At 60.5% G+C, this 24,167-nt stretch carries 25 protein-coding genes; 13 read left to right on the top strand and 12 right to left on the bottom strand.

What is annotated here, in order from left to right; translation table 11 throughout:
- Nucleotides 1–215 precede the first annotated feature (215 nt).
- The 5 genes from GQX66_RS05360 to GQX66_RS05380 all read left to right on the top strand — a co-directional run bounded on the left by GQX66_RS05360 (nt 216) and on the right by GQX66_RS05380 (nt 5,529).
- The gene (locus tag GQX66_RS05360; RefSeq protein WP_240867334.1) at nt 216–1,427 is read left to right on the top strand and encodes an MFS transporter; all 1,212 of its coding nucleotides are present in this window, start codon (nt 216–218) and stop codon (nt 1,425–1,427) included.
- Between the two features lie 100 nt (nt 1,428–1,527).
- Nucleotides 1,528–2,454: a DUF72 domain-containing protein gene (locus GQX66_RS05365; RefSeq protein WP_240867338.1), complete on the top strand. Its 927-nt coding sequence runs from the start codon at nt 1,528–1,530 to the stop codon at nt 2,452–2,454.
- Complete coding sequence (locus GQX66_RS05370) at nt 2,451–3,248, top strand: endonuclease/exonuclease/phosphatase family protein (protein WP_240867342.1); 798 nt, start codon at nt 2,451–2,453, stop codon at nt 3,246–3,248. The genes GQX66_RS05365 and GQX66_RS05370 overlap by 4 nt, the downstream gene beginning before the upstream one ends.
- Nucleotides 3,245–4,531 (top strand): cardiolipin synthase ClsB, encoded by a 1,287-nt coding sequence (clsB, locus tag GQX66_RS05375; RefSeq protein WP_240867352.1) that lies wholly within the window; start codon nt 3,245–3,247, stop codon nt 4,529–4,531. Before GQX66_RS05370 ends, clsB begins: the two co-directional genes overlap by 4 nt.
- Nucleotides 4,528–5,529: a lysylphosphatidylglycerol synthase domain-containing protein gene (locus GQX66_RS05380; protein ID WP_085609125.1), complete on the top strand. Its 1,002-nt coding sequence runs from the start codon at nt 4,528–4,530 to the stop codon at nt 5,527–5,529. The genes clsB and GQX66_RS05380 overlap by 4 nt, the downstream gene beginning before the upstream one ends.
- Here GQX66_RS05380 and GQX66_RS05385 read toward each other — a convergent pair.
- The 3 genes from GQX66_RS05385 to GQX66_RS05395 form a co-directional block, all read right to left on the bottom strand.
- On the bottom strand, nt 5,517–6,275 hold the full coding sequence (locus tag GQX66_RS05385; RefSeq protein WP_007955615.1) for an alpha/beta fold hydrolase: 759 nt from the start codon (nt 6,273–6,275) through the stop codon (nt 5,517–5,519). The two genes, GQX66_RS05380 and GQX66_RS05385, sit on opposite strands and share 13 nt — an antisense overlap.
- Entirely contained in the window at nt 6,265–7,371 is a 1,107-nt protein-coding gene (locus tag GQX66_RS05390) for a DUF3182 family protein (RefSeq protein WP_240867355.1), read from the bottom strand. The genes GQX66_RS05385 and GQX66_RS05390 overlap by 11 nt, the downstream gene beginning before the upstream one ends.
- Before the next feature lie 179 nt (nt 7,372–7,550).
- On the bottom strand, nt 7,551–8,546 hold the full coding sequence (locus GQX66_RS05395) for a GlxA family transcriptional regulator (protein ID WP_240867358.1): 996 nt from the start codon (nt 8,544–8,546) through the stop codon (nt 7,551–7,553).
- A 101-nt stretch (nt 8,547–8,647) separates the two neighbouring features.
- On the opposite strand from GQX66_RS05395, the gene GQX66_RS05400 reads away from it, so the two are divergent.
- From GQX66_RS05400 to GQX66_RS05430, 7 genes are all read left to right on the top strand, one after another.
- The gene (locus tag GQX66_RS05400) at nt 8,648–9,202 is read left to right on the top strand and encodes a cysteine hydrolase family protein (protein WP_236188918.1); all 555 of its coding nucleotides are present in this window, start codon (nt 8,648–8,650) and stop codon (nt 9,200–9,202) included.
- A gap of 153 nt (nt 9,203–9,355) precedes the next feature.
- Nucleotides 9,356–10,024, top strand: coding sequence for a YjfI family protein (locus tag GQX66_RS05405; protein WP_179693535.1), 669 nt, complete (start codon nt 9,356–9,358; stop codon nt 10,022–10,024).
- 17 nt (nt 10,025–10,041) lie between these two features.
- The gene (locus GQX66_RS05410; RefSeq protein WP_085747597.1) at nt 10,042–10,740 is read left to right on the top strand and encodes a PspA/IM30 family protein; all 699 of its coding nucleotides are present in this window, start codon (nt 10,042–10,044) and stop codon (nt 10,738–10,740) included.
- A 125-nt stretch (nt 10,741–10,865) separates the two neighbouring features.
- Complete coding sequence (locus GQX66_RS05415) at nt 10,866–11,516, top strand: DUF2491 family protein (protein WP_134020882.1); 651 nt, start codon at nt 10,866–10,868, stop codon at nt 11,514–11,516.
- Nucleotides 11,517–11,529: 13 nt separating this feature from the next.
- A complete protein-coding gene (locus tag GQX66_RS05420) occupies nt 11,530–11,955 on the top strand; it encodes a DUF350 domain-containing protein (RefSeq protein ID WP_007955627.1) in 426 nt (141 codons plus the stop codon).
- Nucleotides 11,956–11,972: 17 nt separating this feature from the next.
- Nucleotides 11,973–12,665, top strand: coding sequence for a DUF1190 domain-containing protein (locus tag GQX66_RS05425; protein WP_085609134.1), 693 nt, complete (start codon nt 11,973–11,975; stop codon nt 12,663–12,665).
- 2 nt (nt 12,666–12,667) lie between these two features.
- Nucleotides 12,668–13,825 carry a glutathionylspermidine synthase family protein gene (locus tag GQX66_RS05430; RefSeq protein WP_240867359.1) on the top strand — a complete coding sequence of 386 codons (1,158 nt, stop codon included), beginning with the start codon at nt 12,668–12,670 and terminating at the stop codon, nt 13,823–13,825.
- Between the two features lie 76 nt (nt 13,826–13,901).
- On the opposite strand, the gene GQX66_RS05435 is transcribed toward GQX66_RS05430, so the two are convergent.
- Together GQX66_RS05435 and GQX66_RS05440 are read right to left on the bottom strand one after the other, a co-directional pair.
- Nucleotides 13,902–14,420: a single-stranded DNA-binding protein gene (locus GQX66_RS05435; protein WP_003228709.1), complete on the bottom strand. Its 519-nt coding sequence runs from the start codon at nt 14,418–14,420 to the stop codon at nt 13,902–13,904.
- A gap of 9 nt (nt 14,421–14,429) precedes the next feature.
- Complete coding sequence (locus GQX66_RS05440; RefSeq protein WP_085747594.1) at nt 14,430–15,827, bottom strand: MFS transporter; 1,398 nt, start codon at nt 15,825–15,827, stop codon at nt 14,430–14,432.
- Nucleotides 15,828–16,018: 191 nt separating this feature from the next.
- Here GQX66_RS05440 and uvrA point away from each other — a divergent pair, with 191 nt between their 5' ends.
- Nucleotides 16,019–18,853, top strand: a complete 2,835-nt coding sequence (uvrA, locus tag GQX66_RS05445; protein WP_085747593.1) for an excinuclease ABC subunit UvrA — start codon at nt 16,019–16,021, stop codon at nt 18,851–18,853.
- Nucleotides 18,854–18,918: 65 nt separating this feature from the next.
- On the opposite strand, the gene bfr is transcribed toward uvrA, so the two are convergent.
- From bfr to rpsM, 7 genes are all read right to left on the bottom strand, one after another.
- A complete protein-coding gene (bfr, locus tag GQX66_RS05450; protein WP_102686410.1) occupies nt 18,919–19,386 on the bottom strand; it encodes a bacterioferritin in 468 nt (155 codons plus the stop codon).
- A 149-nt stretch (nt 19,387–19,535) separates the two neighbouring features.
- Nucleotides 19,536–20,990 (bottom strand): catalase, encoded by a 1,455-nt coding sequence (locus GQX66_RS05455; protein ID WP_085747592.1) that lies wholly within the window; start codon nt 20,988–20,990, stop codon nt 19,536–19,538.
- A 238-nt stretch (nt 20,991–21,228) separates the two neighbouring features.
- Complete coding sequence (rplQ, locus tag GQX66_RS05460; protein WP_007955635.1) at nt 21,229–21,615, bottom strand: 50S ribosomal protein L17; 387 nt, start codon at nt 21,613–21,615, stop codon at nt 21,229–21,231.
- Nucleotides 21,616–21,657: 42 nt separating this feature from the next.
- Nucleotides 21,658–22,659 carry a DNA-directed RNA polymerase subunit alpha gene (gene rpoA / locus GQX66_RS05465; protein WP_003186012.1) on the bottom strand — a complete coding sequence of 334 codons (1,002 nt, stop codon included), beginning with the start codon at nt 22,657–22,659 and terminating at the stop codon, nt 21,658–21,660.
- 22 nt (nt 22,660–22,681) lie between these two features.
- A complete protein-coding gene (rpsD, locus tag GQX66_RS05470; protein ID WP_003176404.1) occupies nt 22,682–23,302 on the bottom strand; it encodes a 30S ribosomal protein S4 in 621 nt (206 codons plus the stop codon).
- Nucleotides 23,303–23,320: 18 nt separating this feature from the next.
- Nucleotides 23,321–23,710, bottom strand: a complete 390-nt coding sequence (rpsK, locus tag GQX66_RS05475) for a 30S ribosomal protein S11 (protein WP_002555466.1) — start codon at nt 23,708–23,710, stop codon at nt 23,321–23,323.
- A gap of 30 nt (nt 23,711–23,740) precedes the next feature.
- Complete coding sequence (gene rpsM, locus GQX66_RS05480; protein ID WP_009045849.1) at nt 23,741–24,097, bottom strand: 30S ribosomal protein S13; 357 nt, start codon at nt 24,095–24,097, stop codon at nt 23,741–23,743.
- Nucleotides 24,098–24,167 lie beyond the last annotated feature (70 nt).

A 24,167-nucleotide genomic window follows, 5' to 3' on the forward strand; every position in this document is an offset into this window, starting at 1 on the left:
CTGTGTCGAAACCTGAGTACGGCTCGGTGTATCACGTCGGCGTAACTTAAAAGGGCACATCGATCAGTCCCCTCTCCCTCGGGGAGAGGGTTAGGGTGAGGGCGGGCTTTTGATCTTTGCTCTCAGGTCAAATATCAAATGCCCATCCCTGTATTTTTTCACCCCCACCAAACCCCGACACTGCGCTTCATTCAATCCCCCACCGGAGTGCCGTGATGCCCATTGCCCTGCTCGCGCTGACCCTCAGCGCTTTCGCCATCGGGACGACCGAGTTCGTCATCGTTGGCCTGCTTCCTACCATCGGCGCCGATCTCGGCGTGAGCCTGCCGTCCGCCGGTCTGCTGGTCAGTCTCTATGCCCTCGGCGTAGCCATCGGTGCGCCGGTGCTGACCGCCCTCACCGGCAAAGTCCCGCGCAAACTGTTGCTGCTGTCGCTGATGGTGCTGTTCACCCTCGGCAACCTGCTGGCCTGGCTGGCGCCAAGTTATGAATCACTGGTGCTGGCGCGGATCGTCACGGGTCTGGCCCATGGCGTGTTCTTCTCCATCGGCTCGACCATCGCGACCAGCCTGGTGCCCAAGGAAAAAGCCGCCAGTGCGATTGCGATCATGTTCACCGGCCTGACCGTGGCGCTGGTCACCGGCGTGCCGCTGGGCACGTTCATCGGTCAGCATTTCGGCTGGCGTGAAACCTTCCTCGCCGTGTCGGCACTCGGCGTGATCGCGTTCATCGGCAGCTTGCTGTACGTGCCGAAAAACATCGCCCACAGCAAACCAGCCTCGCTGTTGCAGCAATTGCAGGTGCTCAAGCAACCGCGCCTGTTGCTGGTGTACGCCATGACGGCCATCGGTTACGGCGGTTCGTTCATCGCCTTCACATTCCTGGCGCCGATCCTTCAAGACATCTCCGGCTTCAGCGCCGGCACCGTCAGCCTTGTGCTACTGGTGTATGGCGTGTCGGTGGCGGTCGGCAACCTCTGGGGCGGCAAACTGGCGGACAAACGCGGGCCGATCAGCGCGCTGAAAATCATCTTCGCCCTGCTCGCCGCCGTGCTGTTCGTGCTCACCTTCACCGCTGGAAACCCATGGCTGGCGCTGGCCACCGTGCTGGTCTGGGGCGCAGTCGCCTTCGGCAACGTGCCGGGCTTGCAGGTGTACGTGGTGCGTCAGGCTGAACATCACACACCGCACGCCGTGGACGTGGCCTCGGGCCTGAACATTGCCGCGTTCAACCTCGGGATTGCCGGCGGCGCGTGGGGTGGCGGTTTGATCGTCGCGCACATCGGCCTGATCCATACCGCATGGATTGGCGGCCTGGTGGTGCTGGTGGCGCTGGCCCTGACCGCCTGGAGCGGTCGCCTCGATCGCCTGGGCCCGGTGTACGCCGAACCCGCCGAAGGCTCGGCCCGGATTGTCACTGGGCACTGATCCGGCAGCCCGACCGTCCGTAATCCCGTCGAAACTTTCCCCGACCGCCCGCAGTCATCCACAGACAGAGGCCGTATGGGGACTTTCGACGGGAGGCGGCATGGCTACGATTCACATCGGTATTTCAGGCTGGCGTTACGCCCCGTGGCGCGGGGACTTTTACCCCAAGGGGCTGGCGCAGAAACGCGAATTGCAGTTCGCCTCACGGGCGGTCAACAGCATCGAAATCAACGGATCGTTCTACGCCCTGCAACGGCCGGAACGCTACGCCCAGTGGTACGCCGAGACGCCGGATGACTTCGTGTTCAGCATCAAGGCGCCCCGCTTCATCACCCACATCCGCCGCCTGCGCGATATCGAAAAACCCCTGGCCAATTTCTTTGCCTCCGGGGTGCTGGAATTGAAGGAAAAATTCGGCCCGATCCTCTGGCAGTTCCCGCCCAACTTCACATTCGACCCCGAGCGTTTCGAAGCTTTTCTCGATCAGTTGCCCCACGACACCCAGGCTGCCGCCGCCCTCGCCCGCCAGCACGATTCACACCTGCACGGCCACGCGAGCATGAAGGCGTACGGCAAAAAACCGCTGCGCCATGCCGTGGAAATCCGCAACGACAGCTTCATCGACCCCGACTTCGTGCGCCTGCTCAAACGCTACAACACCGCGCTGGTGATCGCCGACACCGCCGGAAAATGGCCGTACCGCGAAGACCTCACCAGCGATTTCGTCTACCTGCGCCTGCACGGTGCCGAAGAACTTTACGCCAGCGGCTATACCCGTGCAGCGCTGCAACGCTGGGCCGAGCGGATCGACGCCTGGCACCATGGCCGGCAACCGGGCGACGCCCATTTGATCGCGCCGCGCCTGAAGCCTCGAGCCCGTAAATCCCGCGAGGTTTTCTGTTACTTCGACAACGACATCAAGGTCCGCGCGCCGTTCGATGCCCGCAGCCTGTTGCAGCGATTCGATCTGGATAAGAACCTCGAAACCGTGCCCGGCGAACCGGCCGACGAAGGGGTACTGGCATGAGCATTCCCGAGCCGCTCGGCTTCACCGACGAGCAGTCCACAGTCATCACCACGGTGCGCCGTTTCACCGTGCTGACGGTCAACACCCACAAGGGTTTCACCGCGCTGAACCGGCGCTTCATCCTGCCGGAATTGCGCGAAGCGGTGCGCAGCGTGTCCGCCGATGTGGTGTTTCTTCAGGAAGTCCACGGCACCCACGAGCACCATCCCAAACGTTACGAAAACTGGCCGACGATGCCGCAATACGAGTTTCTCGCCGACAGCCTCTGGCCGCAGTTCGCCTACGGACGCAACGCGGTGTACCCGGACGGCGATCACGGCAATGCGGTGCTGTCGAAATTCCAGATCGTGCGCCATGACAACCTCGACGTTTCGATCAGCGGCCACGAAAACCGTGGCCTGCTGCACTGCGTGCTGCGCCTGCCGGGAGACGACCGTGAAGTGCACGCGATCTGCGTCCACCTGGGCCTGCGCGAAAGTCATCGCAACGATCAGCTGCGCCTGCTGCGAGAACGCCTGGCCGAACTGCCTGATGACGCGCCGGTGATCGTCGCCGGTGATTTCAACGACTGGCGCCAGCGCGCCGATGCCTTGCTTGAACCCTGTGGCCTGCGTGAAGTGTTTGCGGCGCATCACGGCCGGTCGGCGCGCAGCTTTCCCGCACGTCTGCCATTGCTGCGCCTGGACCGGATCTACGTGCGCAACCTCAAGGCCAGTCAGCCAAAAGTGCTGGCGAACCGTCCCTGGTCACACCTTTCCGACCACGCACCGCTATCGGTGGAGATTGAACTATGAGCAGTGCACCGTTGGAGAAATCTGCTGTGGAGCCCGTCAGCATCACCCCGCCCGTGCGCGAGCCGGGCACCGTCGATGTCGAGTATCGCTGGCAGGGCAACAACCGGATCGAGCTGCTGGAAAACGGCGAGGAATATTTCCCCCGGGTGTTCGAAGCGATGCGCGCGGCGAAAAGCGAAATCCTGCTGGAGACCTTCATCGTCTTCGAAGACAAGGTCGGCAAGGAATTGCAGGAGATTCTGATCGATGCCGCCCGGCGTGGCGTGCGCACCACCGTCAGCCTCGACGGCTTCGGTTGTGGCGAACTGAGCACCGGCTATCTCGCCGCGCTGAGTGAAGCCGGCGTGCATCTGCAAATCTTCGATCCGGCCCCCAAGCATCTGGGGATTCGCACCAACTGGTTCCGGCGGTTGCATCGCAAGATCGTGGTGGTCGACGGACTGATTGCGTTCATCGGCGGGATCAATTTTTCCGGCGATCACCTGGCCGATTTCGGTCCTGAAGCGAAGCAGGATTATTCGGTGGAGATTCAGGGCCCGGCGGTGGCCGACATCCATCATTTCGCTTTGCTGCAAAGCGGCCGACCGGGACGGGCGAGATTCTGGTGGCAGCGTCGCCGGCAACGGCGTGCCGAGATGGCGTTCGACGATCACGACGGTCAGGTGCGTCTGGTGTTCCGCGACAACGACCGGCACCACACGGATATCGAAGACGTTTATTTGCAGGTACTGCGCCGCGCCCAACGGCGGGTGGTGATCGCCAACGCCTACTTCTTTCCCGGCTATCGCCTGCTGCGCGAAATCCGCAATGCGGCCCGGCGTGGGGTCGAAGTGCGGCTGATTCTGCAGGGCCAGCCGGACATGCTGGTGGCCAAACTCGCCGCGCGCATGACCTACGACTACCTGCTCAAGGCCGGGGTGCAGATTCACGAATATTGCGAGCGGCCGCTGCACGGCAAAGTGGCGCTAGTCGACGAGGAATGGAGCACCGTCGGCTCGAGCAATCTTGACCCGCTGAGCCTGTCGCTGAACCTGGAAGCCAACGTACTGATCCGCGACCGCGCCTTCAATCGCCACCTGTTCGAACGCCTCGAAGATCTCAGCCACAATCACTGCAAGGCGATGGACGCCGCGAAGTCGCCGCGCGGGCGAATCTGGCACATGACCGTGGGCTTTCTGGTGTTTCACTTCCTGCGGCATTTCCCGGCGATGGCCGGCTGGCTGCCGGCGCACAAGCCACGGCTCAAACCCTTCACCCACGCCGCCGGGAGCGATCCGTCATGAGCCATTCCGAAGCCCACGCGGCGGTGCATCCGACACCGGCGGGCAAGTCCCGCTGGAGCCGCTGGAAACGCCCGCTGACCCTGCTGTTTTTCCTCGCGCTGATCGTGCTGCTGACGATGTTCGCCAGCCGCATCGAATGGGCCGAGGTGCTGCAAACTCTCGCCGACTTCAAGGTGCGCACGCTGATCATCGCCTCCAGCCTGACCTTGCTGAGCTTTCTGGTGTATGCCAGTTTCGACCTGATTGGCCGCACCTACATTCGTCAGGACCTGACGTGGAAACAGATCCTGCCGGTGGGCGTCATCAGCTATGCGTTCAACCTCAATTTGAGCGCGTGGGTCGGCGGGATCGCCATGCGTTATCGGTTGTATTCGCGGCTCGGGGTGAGCAAAAGCAACATCGCCAAGATCCTCGGCCTGAGCCTGGCGACCAACTGGTTCGGCTACATGACCATCGCCGGCGTGGTGTTCGCCAGCGGGCTGGTGCGGATGCCACCGGGCTGGAAAATCAGCAGCGGTGCGTTGCAGGGCATTGGCGTGTTGCTGCTGTTGGTCAGTGTCGGCTATCTGGTCGCCTGCCAGTTTTCCCGGCGGCGCGAGTGGTCGATTCGCGGGGTAGAAATCAACCTGCCATCGCTGCGCATGGCGGTCCTGCAATTGCTGCTCGGGGCGCTGAACTGGTCGCTGATGGCGGCGGTGATTTTCACCTTGCTACCGAGCAAACTCGACTATCCGCTGGTGCTCGGGGTGCTGTTGATCAGCGCGATTGCCGGGGTCATCACCCACATTCCCGCTGGGCTCGGCGTGCTGGAAGCGGTGTTCGTGGCGCTGCTGCAACACGAGGCTTCGCGCGGCAGTCTGGTGGCAGGATTGCTGGCTTATCGGGCAATCTATTTCCTGCTGCCGCTGCTGATCACCGTGCTGATGTACCTGGTGGTGGAAGCCAAGGCCAAGGCATTGCGGATCGAGAAGAAACCCAAATCTGATCAGCGGGACTGAATGATGCTCAACCGCTCGCCCACCACCATTTCGGTGATCCAGTCGACGAGGATCGAGGTGTAGGCCTGCTGCGAGGTCGGGTCGCTCAGGGCATGGTCGGCGCCGTCGATGATGCGGTGAGTCAGCGAGTGGGTCTGCTGGCACGCGGCGCGGTAACTCATGATCGTCGCGTGGGGCACGTAGTCATCGGTTTCCGACTGCACCAGCAGCACGTCCCCGGTGAATTGCGAGCAGGCGTGCAAGGCGCGGTTGCTGTCGGCGCGCACCAGGGTGCCGCGATAATCGCGCAGGTCGGCCTTGTCCAGATCGCGTTTTGGCGTGTGCCATTGTTCGTCGCGGTACAGCGCCGGCACCCGCAGCGCCAGCCAGCGCACCGGACGCAGCGAGGTGAGAATCGAGGCGAGGTAACCGCCATAGCTGGTGCCCACCACCGCGATGGCCGAAGTATCCAGCGCCGGGTGGGCGAGCAGCCGATCGTAGGCCGCCAGCAAGTCACGCAGGTTGTCTTCACGGGTGACCCGGCTCAGCGGAATGCCGGTGCCGCCGGTGTGCCCGCGCAGGTCGAACGTCAGGCACACACAACCCAGGCCGGCGATGCCTTTGGCCCGTTCCAGATCCCGCTCCTGACTGCCACCCCAGCCATGCACGAACAACACGCCAGGGACTTTCGATTTGGGACTGAGGAATGTCCCGCTCATCTGTTCATCATCAATGTCGATTTGAATGCTTTCGCTTCTAGCCGTCATAGGATTTGACCGTTACGTATTTGAGGAGAAAGTCGCTGTTCTCGGCCGGCCCGCGATACACCTCGATGGCATCCGCCGGCAGGGCCTGATCGGAATAGGTTTCCACCGACGACACGCGGATCGCGCGCATCGAGGGATCGTTGACGAAACTTTGCAGCGCCGCCACTTCAGCGCTGCTGGCGCCGCCCATGCGCCAGGACTGTTCGAGTACGCCACTGCGCGGCCGACCTTCGCTGTCCAGGCCCTGGGCGATGTCGTAATTGCGCCGCGAGGCATAGAAACGCGGATAGGCTTCGTCCGCCGCCCGGTCGAACACCTGCGCCTGCTGAATGGCCAGACGCACGTCGTCGGGCAGATCCAGCGCCAGCAGATCCTCGTAACCGCCCTGCACCACCAGCAGGTTCGAGCCGCCGTACACCTCTTCGCCGTGGGCGTCCTTGGTCAAGTATTGATCACCGCAGTAACTCAGCACCCTGCCGCCGATGAACGACTGACCGACGCTGTGGGTAACCACCTGACTCAAATCCTGCTCCAGCACCACGCCATCGCTGAACAGTTCTCCGGCCTCGGGTCGGGCGAGAATTTCGTCGAACGCATCCAGGCTCTTGATCACTTCCTGTCCGCGCCCGGCACAGGCGTGAATCGGCTTGATCCGGATCGGTCCGCTGTACAACAGATGTTCAGCGGCAGGCCGCGCATCCTCCAGCGCAAAGACGCTGAGCCCGTCCAGCACCACGGTGCGCACCCGCTCGGAAAACAACGGCGACCAGCCTTGCGGCGCGTGGGCCTGATGGCTGCGCAAACCGTGGCTGATGGCTTTGGTGCAGATGAAGTCGTGCTCGACGAAACCGCCCCACAGATCATCCGGACCGCTCACGCCCAGTTCGCGGGCCGCCGCGCCGACGAGGGTCTGGGTCGGCAACAGATATATATCCCTGCCACGATGCTTTTCAGCGTCGTAACTGCCGCCGAACTTGAGGCCGAGGATCTGCGCCAGCCATCGCGCGAGGGCTTTGTTGGTCTGCACTTCATGCTGTGGCGCGCCGGGTCGAACCGAGTGGGCGACGACCACTTTCCTGCGGGATGTCGGGGTCATGCGTCCCCCCTTCCAACGGCGGGTTGAATGTAGGTCAGAGGGTGCAGAGATCAGGCCAACCGGGGTTCGCCGGAAACGCCCTGCAAATCAGCCACTTGAAAAACCCGTGCTGGCACCGCGCCTGTTTCAATCTGCACGACTGCGCTGTGGGCTCCGGCATTTTGCACGACGGGTGCGTATTACTTCGCCACGGCTGGCGGCGGACTCACGCCGAATCGCGTGCGGTATTCACTCGGCGCCAGCCCGGTGATTTTCTTGAACGTCGCGCGAAAGGCTCCCGGATCCTGATAGCCCACCGTCCACGCGATGTGGTCAATAGTGCCATTGGTGAACTCGAGCATTTCCCGGGCCTTGCCGACCCGCAGGTGCTGGCAGTATTCGGTGGGTTTCAGGCCGGTCGCCGCGCGGAAACGGCGCAGGAAAGTACGTTCTTCCAGGCCCGCGCGCTCGGCCATCGCCGTCAGTGAGACATCGGTCGCGCCATTGCCTTGCAGCCAGTGCTGAACCTTGAGAATCGCCGCGTCGCCATGATTGAGGATCGGGGCGAAATTGCTGCCGCAGGCACTGGCGCTGTCGCTGTGTTCCACCACCAGAAACCGTGCGGTCGCGCTGGCGATGCTCGGCCCGAGCAGACGATCGACCAGCCGCAATCCCAGCTCCGACCAGGCCATCAATCCGGCCGTGGTGATCAGGTCGCCGTCATCGACAATCGGTGTGTCGGCCTTGAGTTTGATGTGCGGATAACGCTCGGCGAACGCCTTGGCTGACGTCCAGTGCGTGGTGGCGCTGCGACCGTCGAGCAGACCGCTTTCGGCCAGCAGCAGAGAACCCACGCACACCCCGCCGAGGGTGGCGCCGCGGGCGTGTTGCTCGCGCAGCCAGTGAATCAACCCGACGGACACCTGGGCCGCCGAGAAACCACCAATGGACGGCGGAATCACGACCGCCACCAGACCGGTTTCGGCACCGGGGTTGCTGTCGTGGACCCGTACCGGCGGCTGATCGCCCTCAACCTGCCAATGGCTGACCCGCAAGCGCGGCAACTGCGCACTCTGGTGCTCGGCAGCGACCCGGTTGGCCACCGCGAACAGGTCGGTCAACCCATGCACCGCCGCCAGCTGCGCGCCGGGATAGATCAGCACACCCAGTTCGACGACCGCCGGTTTCGCGTCCATTGTCAGTTTTCCCCTGTGTATTGTCGGTGCGGCCAATCCTCGAAAACGTGGCCAGCGCCAATACTGAGCCCACACCCAACGTTCACTTCGAGGACACACCCATGGCCAAGCAAGCGCTCATCGTAGTCGATATCCAGAACGACTACTTCCCCCAAGGCAAGTGGCCGCTGGCCGGTGCCGACGCCGCAGCGGACAACGCCGCCCGGTTGATCGCGGCGTTCCGCGAGGCCGGTGATTCGGTGGTGCACATCCGCCACGAATTCACTTCGCCCGAAGCACCGTTTTTCACCCCGGGCTCTGAAGGCGCGAAACTGCATCCGAAAGTGCTCAACCGCGCCGATGAGCCGGTAGTGCTCAAGCACTTCGTCAATTCATTCCGCGAAACAGAGCTGCAATCGATCCTCGATGAACAAGGCATCAAAGAGTTGGTAGTGGTCGGTAGCATGAGCCACATGTGCGTCGACGGCATCACCCGCGCAGCGGCAGATCTGGGTTACACCGTCACGGTGATCCACGATGCCTGCGCCAGCCGTGACCTGGAATTCAACGGCCTGACCGTTCCCGCCGCCCACGTGCATGCGGCGTTCATGTCGGCGCTGGGGTTTGCCTACGCCAGCGTGGTGTCCACCGACGAGTTCCTCGTCGCCAGCCGCTGAGCCCTGCTCTGATACAACCAGAAAAACCTGCGCCCGCCTCGTTGCGGACGTTTTTTCGCGTGTCATGAAAATCTCACGCGTGAGCCATTGATGGCATTTTGATTTGGTTGTAGTGTTGCTCACGCGTGAGATGTTCATAACGGAGTCATCGCCATGAAAAGCCGCTCCCCCGCCACTAAGTCAGAGAGCCCAAAGGGAGTGCGCTCGACACCGTCCGCGAAAAAACCGTCGAGCTTCTACATGAAGCAGATGCGCGCGGGCCTGGCTGCCGCCGGTTATGTGAAACACGAAACTTGGGTGCTTCCGGAAAACCGAAGCTTGCTCAAGCAAATGGAGCAACAGCTACGCCAACCGATTCTGGCTGGCTCTTTCATGTCGGAGAATTACATGAGCGCAGGCAACAACTGGAACATCGATAGCCTCTACAACGCTTTCAAGGCGCTGGACGAGGTGGCTTCGCAAGAAATCACGCTGTCTCTGATCCAGAGCTCCGAACCCAGCCTCAAGCTGGAAATGAACGAATTCGGCGGTCTGCCGATTCACATCGCCATCGCCGGCCAGCAGATCATCGTCGACACCGTGCTGGTGGACATTGATTCGATCACCGACGTACGCGCGTTCAACGACGCCGTGCTGCGCAGCCGGGAAATGTTCCCGCTGTCGTCGATCGGCATCGAAACCATGCCCAATGGCCAGACCGTCTACAACATGTTCGGTGCACTGAGTGCCGATTCGAGCCTGACCAACGTAGTCACCGAGGTGAAAACCCTGGTCGACAACGTGCAGCGCGCCAGCGAAGCTTTCGAACACTTCTTCAAGTAATCAACAGGGAAAATCCAATGACTCAGTCCATCTGGAACAAGTTGTTCACCGCGCTGCGCGGCGGCGCCAATGAAGTCGGCGAAGCGATCGTTGACCAACAGGCCCTGCGCATCCTCGATCAGGAAATCCGTGACGCCGACAGCGCCCTGTCCAACGCCCGTCGCGAACTGGTCACCATCATGGCCAAGCACAAGCTGTCCGCCGACCGCGTGAGCGAGTACGACGCCAAGATCAAGGACCTGGAAGCCAAGGCTGTTTCCGCCCTGAACGCCGGCCGCGAAGATCTGGCGATGGAAGTGGCCGAAGCAATTTCGACCCTGACCAACGACCTGACCACCGAGAAGGCCCAGAGCGACGAGTTCGGCACCTACGCCGACAACATGCGCAAGGACATCAACAAGGCCGAAGCGCGGATCAAGAGCCTGCGCCAGCAAGTGGACATGGCTAAGGCCCGTGAAAGCGTGCAGAAGGCTCAGGTCAGCGCTTCGATCGCCAGCGGCGGCGCCAACGGCAAACTGGAAACCGCCGTCGGCACCCTGAACCGTCTGCAGGAAAAGCAAAAGCAACGTGCCGCCGAGCTGAATGCTCAGGACGAACTGGCCGATGCCACGACCGGCAACGACCTGGACCGCAAGCTGCGCGAAGCCGGCATCACGCCGAACGAAGGCAGCGCCAACGCCATCCTCGAGCGTCTGAAGCAGAAGTCCGCCCAGTAACGGCGGCCAGAAAAAGAAGGGCACCGCGTGCCCTTCTTTTTTTTGCCTGCTCGTTCGCCGCGCGGCCCGGTACACTAGCGGCGTTTTGCCAACGAATACCTCCACCCGCTTCAAGGAATGTACCCATGGGATGGTTCAAAGATTTGCTCGGCACCAGCAACCGGCAGTCGGCGGCGTCGACCTCCGAGTCTGCCGGTGGCCCGCTCGGACTGGCGCAGGGCAAGGCGATCCGCTTCGACACGACCCTCGGCCTGTTGCTCGACGGCAGCACCTCGGTACGTGTTCCCGACGCCCAGGCCATCTGGAGCGCCGGCTGGATCGACCTCGGTCAGTCGAACAAACTGCATCGCTACTATCTGAACGATGAAGAGTTCTGGGTACAAGTCCATGTCACCGGCGACGACCAGATCGAGTCGGTGACGCTGTTCAACTACCTCAGCTATGTGACGGTCAACAGTGACGCCGAATTGCAGCGCCTGGCCGGCCCGAACAGCCTGATCGGCCTGCCGACCTACTGCCACGAAGGTGTCGAATACACTCGTGAATGGGGCACCGAACGCGGCCAGACCGAACTGGTGCCGCTCACCGAACAGGTGATCAACCCGGACGAGTCCTACACCATCAACCATCACTCGATGCTCTACGCCCGCGAGACCGGCCTGACCGATCGCCGCGAGCTCTTGCTGTTCTCCGTCGAACAGGACGAAGAAGGCACCGTCAGCCTGAGCACCTCGCTGGGCATCTCGCTGTACACCACCGATTTGAGCACTATCTAAAAGGAAGTTTTCCATGCTGGAAGCGTTGTCCATTTCCCTGAACAAAGCCGCGCTGGTCGGTTTCGTTGCCTACCTGATCGGCGCCGTGCTGCTGTTCATGCTGTTTCAGTTCGTCTACACCCGCGTCACGCCGCACAAGGAATTCGAGCTGATCCGTTCCGGCAACGTCGCCGCCGCCATTGCCCTGTCCGGCGCGATCATCGGCTTCGCGATTCCGGCGAGCAACGTGATCGCCCATTCGATCAACGTGCTCGACTTCGTGCTCTGGGCGGTGATCGCGGCTGTGGTGCAATTGCTGGCCTTCCTGGCGACCGGGCTGGTGCTCAAAGGCACGTCCCAACGCATCGCCAACGGTGAAATCGCCGCGGGCATTTATGTGGCGGCGGTGGCAATCAGCGTCGGCATGCTCAACGCCGCGTGCATGACCCCGTCCTACTGATCGGCAGGAAGCCTGAGATGAAACGAAGCAAGTACGTTCAACTGTCGCTGGCCGCTTCGGTGGCCCTGGCGATTTCCGGTGAAGTGGCCGCCCAGGAACAGCAACGCAACTTCCAGAGTGTCGAACAATGCGTCGACGCCGAACTGGCGCCGGATGTCTGCTCGAATGCCTACGTCGCCGCCCTGGCCGAACACCGGCGGATCTCCCCGGCCTACGACGACAAGGCTGCCTGCGACGCGGACTTTGCTGCTGACTGGTGTCAGAAAAATTCCGCCGGCCGTTTCGTGCCGAAACTCGGTGGCTTCAAGGTGCCGCAGGACGGTGAGCCGGCGCAGAACCTCGATGCGATCGCCAATGCACAGATGCCGGCGGGTGATGCGGCTGCCGTGCAGAGCAATCAGACAAGTACCTCGCACTCATCCAGCGGTGCAGGCAACGGTTGGCTCACCGGATGGCTGATCGGCAATGCCATGAGCAACAACCGCGCGAGCGACTCGCGGCCGGTTTATCGTGAGCGCAATACCCGCCAGACCTACGACACCTCGACGCTGAACCGTCGAATCGAGTCGGCACCGAGCCGCAGCCAGCGGGACTACGACAGCGATTACCGCAAACCGGTCAACGTCGCCTCGTCCACTTCCCGTGGCGGTTTCGGCAGCCAGTCCAGCGCACGCAGCGGTTGGGGCGGCTGGGGCCGTTCGAGCAGCTGACCATGAAGAAGATCCACTTCGCCGAGCGCCACGACTGGAAACAGACCGCCGAAAGCCTCGGTTTTCTGTTTCATACCATCGACGACGAGCCGTACTGGGACGAGCGCGCCTACTACCAGTTCACGCTCGCGCAGATCGAAAACGATCTGGAGGATCCGACCACCGAGTTGCACGAGATGTGCATGGATCTGGTCGACCGCGTCGTGCACAGCGAAGAACTGCTGGATCGTCTGAGCATTCCGGCACCGTACTACGACATGATCCGAACGTCCTGGCTGGAAGGTCATCCGCATCTGTACGGGCGCATGGACTTCTCCTACAGCGGCAACGGCCCTGCGAAGCTGCTCGAACTCAACTACGACACGCCCACCAGCCTTTATGAAGCGGCGGCGTTCCAGTGGGGCTGGCTGGAGCAATGCATCGAGCGCGGAATGCTGCCGCGCCATGCCGACCAGTTCAACAGCATCGACACCCGGCTGCACGAAGCCTTTGCTCAACTGAAACTGAAGCGGCCGTTTTACTTCGCCTCGATGAAAGACTCGGTCGAAGACAAGGGCACCACGGATTATCTGCGGCTGATCGCAGAGAAGGTCGGCATCGAATCGCGGCACATCGATATCGAAGACATCGGCCTAAGCGCTGACGGCCGCTTCGTGGATCTCGAAGATCGCTGGATCCCGCACCTGTTCAAACTGCACGCCTGGGAATTCATCTTCCACGAGCCGTTCGGCGCGGCGATTGCCGAGTGCGACACGCAGTTTTTCGAACCGGCGTGGAAGTCGATCCTCTCCAACAAGGGCGCCCTGCCCCTGCTATGGGAGTTTCACAAGGGCCACCCGAATCTGCTCGCCGCGCACCTCGACCCGAACCCGGGCAGCGCGGTGCCAAAGGGTTGGGTACGCAAACCGTACTTCTCTCGGGAAGGCGCCAACATCGAGCTGCAGACCGCCGAAGGTCTGATCGTCAAAGAGGATGGGCCCTACACCGACGCGCCCTTCATCCTGCAGGAGTTTGCCCCTTTGCCGAAGTTCGACGACAGCTACACGTTGATCGGTTCGTGGGTAATCGGTGATCAGGCGGCGGGGATTGGCGTACGCGAAGACAACAGCCTTATCACCAAGGATTCGAGCCGGTTTCTGCCACATCTGATTCTTGATTGAAAAACCTGCGTGCATGAAAAAGGCCCGTCGCATTCAGCGACGGGCCTTTTTTGTTTAGCGCGGATACAGCAGCGAATCAGAACGGAATGTCGTCATCGAAGCTGTCGAAATCCGGAGCCGGTTGCGGTGCGGCCTGCTGTGGAGCCGGGGCCGAACGCTGCTGAGGTGCCGACTGCTGCGGACGCGGAGCCTGCTGGCGTGGCGCCTGCTGCTGGTAGTTGTTGCCACCGCCTTGTTGGTCGCCCTGTTGTGGACGGCCGCCGAGCAGTTGCATGGTGCCTTGCATGTCGACCACGATTTCAGTGGTATAACGCTTGATACCGTCTTTTTCCCACTCACGGGTCTGCAGCTTGCCTTCGATGTAAACCTGCGAACCCTTGCGCAGGTATTCGCCGGCGATTTCGGCAACCTTGCCGAACATCGATACGCGGTGCCACTCGGTCTTCTCGACCTTCTGACCGGTCTGCTTGTCGGTCCACTGCTCGCTGGTCGCCAGACTCAGGTTGGTCACGGCGTTACCGTTGGGCAGGTAGCGTACTTCGGGATCCTGGCCGCAAGTACCGACCAGAATGACTTTGTTAACCCCACGGGCCATAACGTTCTCCTAGGCTTCGCACGCAGTCTGCGCCGGGTTGTTCACCAGGCGTTCGAGAGTGGTGCGATCCATTAATTCGGTGTCCAGTTTGATGTAGATCGCCGCTTCATCAGCGACTATCACTGCATCAGTTACCCCTACGAGGGCCTTGAGACGCTCGACCAGACCCGCTTCGCGGATCGCTTCGGGCGACAACGGCAGGCGCAGGCTCGTCACGTAGGGAGGTTCGCGCATGGTAACAGCAAAGGCCAGCCAAAGTGCAGCCAGCCCGGCACATCCGAGGAACACAACCGACAGACCGCCATGCTGGAACATCCAGCCGCCGAGAATACCGCCGAGTGCCGAACCGAGGAACTGACTGGTGGAGTACACGCCCATGGCCGTGCCTTTGCCACCTGCCGGTGAAACCTTGCTGATCAGCGACGGCAGCGAAGCTTCCAGCAGATTGAACGCGGTGAAGAACACCACCGTCCCGATCACCAGAGCCCGCAGGCTGTCACCGAACTGCCAGAAGAATAGCTCAGTGAGCATCAGCGTCATCACGGCGCCGAGCAAAACTCGTTTCATTTTGCGTTTCTTCTCGCCGTAGATAATGAACGGGATCATGGCGAAGAAAGAAATCAGCAGTGCGGTGAGGTAGACCCACCAGTGCTGTTCCTTGGGCAGACCGGCCTTTTCAACCAACGCCAAAGGCAGTGCGACGAAGCTCGACATCAACATCGCATGTAACACAAAAATGCCCAGGTCCAGCCGCAGCAGGTCCGGGTGCTTGAGTGTCGGCATCAACGCCTGCCGTGCAACGCCGGACTCGCGATGGCTCAACGGCCCGGTGGATTTCGGCACCATGAACATCACGATCACGACCCCGACCAGTGCCATGCCACCGGTGGCGAGGAACAGGCCGGACAAGCCGAATGCACGGGTCAGCAGCGGGCCGACCACCATCGCCACGGCGAACGACAGGCCGATGGTCATGCCGATCATGGCCATTGCCTTGGTGCGGTGCTGTTCGCGGGTCAGGTCGGAGAGCAAGGCCATGACCGCCGCAGAAATAGCGCCGGCGCCCTGCAGGATCCGCCCGGCAATCACGCCCCAGATCGAATCGGCCTGAGCCGCCAGCACGCTGCCGAGGGCGAAGACGATCAGCCCCAGGTAAATCACCGGACGGCGACCGATGCGGTCGGAAATGATCCCGAACGGAATCTGGAAAATCGCCTGGGTCAGGCCGTAAGCGCCGATCGCCAGCCCGATCAGGGCCGGGGTCGCTCCCGCCAGATCCATGCCGTAGGTCGCCAGTACCGGCAACACCATGAACATGCCAAGCATACGGAAGGCGAACACCAGGGCCAGACCGCTCGCCGCGCGGGTCTCGCTGCCACTCATGCGTTCGCTGTGGGGATCGTGCATGGAAAAACCTCGTGTGAACCGGCGGCGATTCTACCAGTCCCATCGAGAGACGGGGTATATCGCGACGCTTTGACGCGTACAGATGAAACTCTCTTCATGTAAGGCAAAAAACCCTTAACTTGATAGTGTGCATCCATCCAGTATTTGGCCGTATACTCCTGTGTTTTCGACGCCCGCCGAGCGAGGCCATTTTGGACAAGATCCTGATTCGTGGGGCCCGCACCCACAACCTGAAGAACATCGACCTGACCCTGCCACGGGACAAACTGATCGTCATCACCGGCCTGTCCGGATCCGGCAAGTCGTCCCTGGCCTTCGACACGCTGTACGCCGAAGGTCAGCGCCGCTATGTCGAATCCCTGTCGGCCTATGCCCGACAGTTCCTGTCGATGATGGAAAAACCCGACGTCGACACCATCGAAGGCCTGTCGCCGGCGATCTCCATCGAACAGAAGTCGACCTCGCACAACCCGCGCTCCACGGTCGGCACCATCACTGAAATCTACGACTACCTGCGTCTGCTGTATGCCCGCGTCGGTACGCCGCGCTGCCCGGATCACGACATTCCGCTGGAAGCCCAGACCGTCAGCCAGATGGTCGACCTGGTGCTGGCTCAGCCGGAAGGCAGCAAGCTGATGCTGCTGGCGCCGGTGATTCGCGAGCGCAAGGGCGAGCATCTGTCGGTGTTCGAAGAACTGCGCGCCCAGGGCTTCGTCCGGGCCCGGGTCAACGGCCGGCTCTGCGAGCTGGACGAACTGCCGAAACTGGATAAACAGAAGAAGCACACGATTGAAGTCGTGGTCGACCGCTTCAAGGTTCGCGCGGATCTGCAGCAGCGTCTGGCGGAATCCTTCGAGACCGCGCTGAAGCTGGCGGACGGCATCGCGCTGGTGGCGCCGATGGACGACGAGCCAGGCGAAGAGATGATTTTCTCCGCGCGCTTCGCCTGCCCGATCTGCGGCCACGCGATCAGCGAGCTGGAACCCAAGCTGTTTTCCTTCAACAACCCGGCCGGCGCCTGCCCGACCTGCGACGGTCTGGGCGTGAAGCAGTTCTTCGACATCAAGCGACTGGTCAACGGTGAACTCACGCTGGCCGAGGGCGCGATTCGTGGCTGGGATCGGCGCAACGTCTATTACTTCCAGATGCTCGGCTCGCTGGCCGCGCATTACGGCTTCAGCCTGGAGCAGCCGTTCAACGAGCTGCCGGCCGACCAGCAGAAGTACATCCTGCACGGCAGCGGCTCGCAGAACGTCGATTTCAAATACCTCAACGACCGGGGCGACATCGTCAAGCGCTCGCACCCGTTCGAAGGCATCGTGCCGAATCTCGAACGCCGCTACCGCGAAACCGAATCGGCAAGCGTTCGCGAAGAACTGGCGAAGTTCCTCAGCACCCAGTCCTGCCCGGATTGCCGTGGCACCCGCCTGCGTCGCGAAGCGCGGCACGTGTGGGTCGGCGAGAAAACCCTGCCGGCGGTGACCAACCTGCCGATCGGCGACGCTTGCGATTACTTCGGCGCGCTGAAGATGACCGGGCGCCGTGGCGAGATCGCCGACAAGATTCTCAAGGAAATCCGCGAGCGCCTGCAATTCCTGGTCAATGTCGGTCTCGACTATCTGTCGCTGGATCGCAGTGCCGACACGCTATCTGGCGGCGAGGCACAGCGGATTCGTCTGGCCAGCCAGATCGGCGCGGGCCTGGTGGGTGTTCTGTACATCCTCGACGAGCCGTCCATTGGCCTGCACCAGCGCGACAATGACCGCCTGCTCGGCACCCTCAAGCACCTGCGCGACATCGGCAATACGGTGATCGTGGTCGAGCATGACGAAGACGCGATTCGTCTCGCTGACTACGTAGTGGATATCGGCCCGGGCGCCGGGGTTCATGGCGGGCAGATCGTCGCCGAAGGCACGCCGGACGAAGTCATGGCACACCCGGACTCGCTGACCGGTAAATACCTGTCGGGCCGGGTGAAGATTGAAGTGCCGGCCAAGCGCACGCCGCGCAACAAGAAACAGGTGCTGGCGCTCAAGGGCGCGCGTGGCAACAACCTGCGCAACGTTGACCTGGAAATCCCGATCGGCCTGCTGACCTGCGTGACCGGCGTTTCCGGCTCCGGCAAATCGACGCTGATCAACAACACGCTGTTCCCGCTGAGCGCAACGGCACTCAATGGCGCGACCACCCTGGAAGCCGCAGCCCACGACAGCATCAAAGGCCTGGAACATCTGGACAAGGTTGTCGACATCGACCAGAGCCCGATCGGCCGTACACCACGCTCCAACCCGGCAACCTATACCGGGCTGTTCACGCCGATCCGCGAACTGTTCGCCGGCGTGCCCGAGTCCCGCTCCCGTGGTTACGGCCCGGGGCGTTTCTCGTTCAACGTGAAGGGTGGTCGTTGCGAAGCCTGCCAGGGCGACGGTCTGATCAAGGTGGAAATGCACTTCCTGCCGGACATCTACGTTCCGTGCGACGTGTGCAAGAGCAAGCGCTACAACCGCGAAACACTGGAGATCAAATACAAGGGCAAGAGCATCCACGAAACCCTCGAGATGACCATCGAGGAAGCGCGGGAGTTCTTCGATGCGGTACCAGCGCTGGCGCGCAAGCTGCAAACGCTGATGGATGTAGGCCTGTCCTACATCAAGCTCGGGCAGTCGGCGACCACGCTGTCCGGTGGTGAGGCTCAGCGGGTCAAGTTGTCTCGCGAGCTGTCCAAACGCGATACCGGCAAGACCCTGTACATCCTCGACGAGCCGACCACCGGTCTGCACTTCGCGGATATCCAGCAACTGCTCGACGTACTGCATCGCCTGCGCGACCACGGCAACACCGTGGTGGTGATCGAGCACAACCTCGACGTGATCAAGACCGCCGACTGGCTAGTGGATCTCGGCCCCGAGGGTGGCTCGAAAGGTGGGCAGATCATCGCCACCGGCACGCCGGAGGAAGTGGCCGAGATGAAACAGTCTCACACCGGCCATTACCTCAAGCCGCTGTTGCTCCGCGATCGGGCCTGATCGCCGGGCATGAAAAAACCCCTGCCACTTCATCAGTGACAGGGGCTTTTTTGTATCGGCTGCAATCAGGACGCGTGGGACTGCAGGTAGTTCTGGATACCGATCAGTTTGATCAGGCCCAACTGCTTTTCAAGCCAGTAGGTGTGATCTTCTTCGGTGTCATTGAGCTGAACCCGCAGGATCTCGCGGCTGACATAGTCGCCGTGCTGTTCGCACAGTTCGATGCCCTTGCACAGCGCGGCGCGCACTTTGTACTCAAGACGCAAATCCGCTTCGAGCATGGTCTCGACCGTGGTACCAACATCCAGGTCATCCGGGCGCATGCGCGGAGTGCCTTCGAGCATCAGAATCCGGCGCATCAGCGCATCGGCGTGACCGGCCTCTTCTTCCATCTCGTGGTTGATTCGTTCGTAGAGCTTGGTGAATCCCCAGTCCTCATACATCCGCGAGTGAACGAAATATTGGTCACGCGCGGCCAGTTCGCCGGTCAGCAACGTGTTGAGGTAATCGATAACGTCTGGGTGGCCTTGCATCGCCCTACATCTCCCTGCTTGAAAGTCTGTAGTTTGAACCAACCTGACTGGAAGGTCACTCACTTCGCGCAATAAAAGCGAAGATATTCTGAGAAAAGCAGCCTAAATAACGCAAAAACCGCCCTAATGAGGGCGGTTCTGCTTCTCGTTTAGACTTCGTTAAGCTGTACGTTGAGCAGTTTTGCGATTGCTTCTCCGTACGCCGGATCGGCTTTGTGGAAATGCTGCAACTGACGGTCGACGACATCACTCGATACACCCGCCATCGCGCCGGCGATGTTGCTGACCAGCAATGCTTTCTGCTCGTCGCTCATCAAACGGAACAGCGCACCGGCGTGGCTGTAGTAGTCGCTGTCTTCACGATGATCGTAGCGATCAGCCGCGCCGCTCAGGGCCAGTGCAGGCTCGGCATAGTGCGGCGCTTGCTTCGGCGACTCTACATAGCTGTTCGGCTCGTAGTTAGGCGCTGCGCCACCATTGCTGCCAAAAGCCATCGAACCATCACGCTGGTAGGTATTCACCGGGCTGCGTGGGGCATTCACCGGCAGTTGCTGGTGGTTGGTGCCTACACGGTAGCGGTGAGCGTCGGCGTATGCGAACACACGACCTTGCAGCATGCGATCCGGCGACAGACCTACGCCAGGCACCATGTTGCTGGGACCGAACGCAGCTTGCTCGACTTCAGCAAAGTAGTTGAGCGGATTACGGTTCAGTTCCAGCTCACCCACTTCAATCAGTGGAAACTCCTTCTGCGACCAAGTCTTGGTCACGTCGAACGGGTTCTCGTAGTGCGCAGCGGCCTGGGCCTCGGTCATGATCTGGATGCACACGCTCCATTTCGGGAAGTCACCACGTTCGATGGCCTCGAACAGATCGCGCTGGGCGTAGTCGGGATCTGTGCCTGCCAAACGTGCCGCGTCTGCCGGCGCCAGGTTCTTGATTCCTTGCTTGGTCTTGTAATGCCACTTCACCCAGTGGCGCTCGCCTTGAGCGCTGATCAGGCTGTAGGTGTGGCTGCCGAAGCCGTGCATGTGGCGATAGCCGTCCGGAATGCCGCGATCAGAGAACAGGATCGTGACCTGGTGCAGCGCTTCAGGCGAATGCGACCAGAAGTCCCACATCATCTGCGCGCTTTTCAGGTTGCTTTGCGGCAGGCGTTTCTGGGTGTGGATAAAGTCAGGGAATTTCAGCGGATCACGAATGAAGAACACCGGCGTGTTGTTGCCGACGATGTCCCAGTTGCCTTCTTCGGTATAGAACTTGAGGGCGAAGCCACGTGGATCGCGCTCGGTGTCGGCCGAGCCACGCTCGCCACCGACCGTTGAAAAACGCAGGAAGGTCGGCGTCTGTTTGCCGACAGCGGAGAACAGCTTGGCGCTGGTGTACTGCGTAATGTCGCGAGTGACCGTGAAAGTACCGTATGCGCCCGAACCCTTGGCGTGTACACGACGCTCAGGAATGTTTTCCCGGTTGAAGTGAGCAAGCTTCTCGATCAGATGGAAATCATCGAGCAGCAACGGGCCACGAGGGCCAGCGGAGCGAGAATTCTGGTTATCAGCGACAGGTGCGCCACTGGCGGTCGTAAGCGTCTTGTTCTGGCTCATGCAATCTTCATCCTCTATCGGTCTTGAACTGCCGGCTAATCGGCTTGTTAGGGAGTATCGATCATCAATATGACAGCCACAAATTCATTAACTCATGACTATCAATAGAGAAAAACTAACGATAAATCCTGGCACATAGTGCAGAACCAAACAGGGTAGAAGCTTGTACGAATAGCGCATTTCTTACAGGCACAAAAAACCGGGCACTAGGCCCGGTTCCTTGTTTCAGACTGATGTCTTACTCAGCGGATACAGCTTCACCGCCGACAGCACGATCAACCAGTTCGACGTACGCCATAGGCGCGTTGTCGCCAGCGCGGAAACCGCACTTGAGGATGCGCAGGTAGCCACCCTCACGGGTAGCGTAACGCTTGCCCAGGTCGTTGAAGAGCTTACCAACGATAGCTTTCGAACGAGTACGGTCGAAAGCCAGACGACGGTTAGCAACGCTGTCTGTCTTGGCCAGAGTGATCAGCGGCTCGGCAACGCGGCGCAGTTCTTTGGCTTTTGGCAGAGTAGTTTTGATCAGCTCGTGCTCGAACAGCGACACCGCCATGTTCTGGAACATGGCCTTGCGGTGCGAGCTGGTGCGGCTCAGGTGACGCCCACTTTTACGATGACGCATGGTTCATTCCTTACCAAACACTACGTTCGGTGATTACGACGATCAGGCAGTCGCCTTGTCGTCCTTCTTAAGACTTGCAGGCGGCCAGTTGTCGAGGCGCATGCCGAGGGACAGACCGCGGGAGGCCAGAACGTCCTTGATTTCAGTCAAGGATTTCTTGCCCAGGTTCGGAGTCTTCAACAGCTCTACTTCGGTACGCTGAATCAGGTCACCGATGTAGTAGATGTTTTCCGCCTTAAGGCAGTTAGCCGAACGTACAGTCAGTTCCAGATCGTCAACCGGGCGAAGCAGGATCGGATCGATCTCGTCTTCCTGCTCGACAACCACTGGCTCACTGTCACCTTTGAGGTCGACGAACGCAGCCAACTGCTGTTGCAGAATGGTTGCAGCGCGGCGGATAGCCTCTTCAGGATCCAGAGTACCGTTGGTTTCCAGATCAATAACCAGCTTGTCCAGGTTGGTGCGCTGCTCGACACGGGCGTTTTCCACCACGTATGCGATACGGCGAACCGGGCTGAACGAAGAGTCAAGCTGCAAGCGACCGATGCTGCGGCTTTCGTCTTCATCGCTCTGACGCGAGTCTGCTGGTTCATAACCACGACCACGAGCTACGGTGAGCTTCATGTTCAGGGCGCCGTTAGACGCCAGGTTAGCGATTACGTGATCGGGATTAACGATCTCGACATCATGATCCAGCTGAATATCGGCAGCGGTAACCACCCCCGAACCCTTCTTCGACAAGGTCAGCGTAACTTCGTCACGACCGTGCAGCTTGATGGCCAGACCTTTAAGGTTCAACAGGATTTCAATTACGTCTTCCTGTACACCTTCGATGGCGCTGTACTCGTGGAGCACACCGTCAATCTCGGCCTCGACTACTGCGCAGCCGGGCATTGAGGACAACAGGATGCGGCGCAGCGCGTTGCCCAGGGTGTGGCCAAAACCACGCTCGAGAGGCTCGAGAGTGATCTTGGCGCGGGTTGGACTGACAACCTGCACATCAATGTGGCGGGGTGTCAGGAACTCATTTACCGAAATCTGCATGGATGCACCTATTTTCTAGCCCTTACTTGGAGTAGAGCTCGACAATCAGGCTTTCGTTGATGTCGGCGGACAGATCACTGCGAGCAGGAACGTTCTTGAAAACGCCCGACTTCTTCTCAGTGTCTACTTCTACCCATTCTACGCGGCCACGTTGGGCACACAGATCGAGAGCTTGGACAATGCGAAGTTGGTTTTTTGCTTTCTCGCGAACAGCAACCACGTCACCAGCACGAACCTGGTAGGACGGAACGTTTACGGTCTGACCGTTAACGCTGATCGACTTGTGCGATACCAGCTGACGGGATTCGGCACGAGTCGAACCAAAGCCCATACGGTATACAACGTTGTCCAGACGGCATTCGAGCAGTTGCAGCAGGTTTTCACCAGTTGCACCTTTCTTGCCAGCAGCTTCTTTGTAGTAGCCGCTGAACTGACGCTCGAGAACGCCGTAGATACGACGGACCTTCTGCTTTTCACGCAGTTGGGTGCCGTAGTCGGACTGGCGACCGCGGCGTTGGCCGTGGATACCAGGTGCTGCTTCAATGTTGCACTTCGATTCGATAGCGCGCACGCCGCTCTTCAGGAAGAGATCGGTGCCTTCGCGACGAGCGAGTTTGCATTTTGGACCAATGTAACGAGCCATTCTTTACAATCTCCTGGATTACACGCGGCGCTTCTTCGGCGGACGGCACCCGTTGTGCGGGATTGGCGTCACGTCGGTGATGCTGGCGATCTTGTAGCCACAGCCGTTCAAAGCGCGGACTGCGGATTCACGACCTGGACCTGGACCCTTGACGTTCACGTCGAGGTTTTTCAGGCCGTATTCCAGCGCAGCTTGACCAGCACGCTCAGCAGCTACTTGAGCAGCGAACGGGGTGGACTTGCGGGAACCGCGGAAACCCGAACCACCGGAGGTAGCCCAGGAAAGAGCGTTACCTTGACGGTCGGTGATGGTCACGATGGTGTTGTTAAAAGAAGCATGGATGTGGGCGATGCCATCAACCACTGTCTTTTTAACTTTTTTACGAGGACGAGCAGCAGGTTTTGCCATGATTAAATTCCTGTCGATTCGCTGGGGCGATTACTTGCGGATCGGCTTACGCGGACCTTTACGGGTACGCGCGTTGGTCTTGGTACGCTGACCGCGTACTGGCAGACCACGACGATGACGCAGACCGCGATAGCAACCGAGGTCCATCAAGCGCTTGATTTTCATGTTGATTTCGCGACGCAGGTCACCTTCAGTGGTGAACTTCGCCACTTCGCCACGCAGCTGTTCAATCTGCTCGTCGCTCAGATCCTTGATCTTTGCGGCTGGGTTTACCCCAGTCTCTGCACAGATCTTCTGTGCAGTAGTGCGACCAACACCATAGATGTAGGTCAGCGAGATAACAGTATGCTTGTTATCTGGAATGTTAACGCCTGCAATACGGGCCATTCAGTGGGACTCCAATTGACAGCTACCTACGCCCCGGAAGCCAAGAAATAGGGCGCGAGATAATATCGCT

It is taken from the genome of Pseudomonas sp. B707 (genome assembly GCF_022496685.1).
In the GTDB taxonomy this organism is placed as follows: Bacteria; Pseudomonadota; Gammaproteobacteria; order Pseudomonadales; family Pseudomonadaceae; genus Aquipseudomonas; species Aquipseudomonas paraglycinae.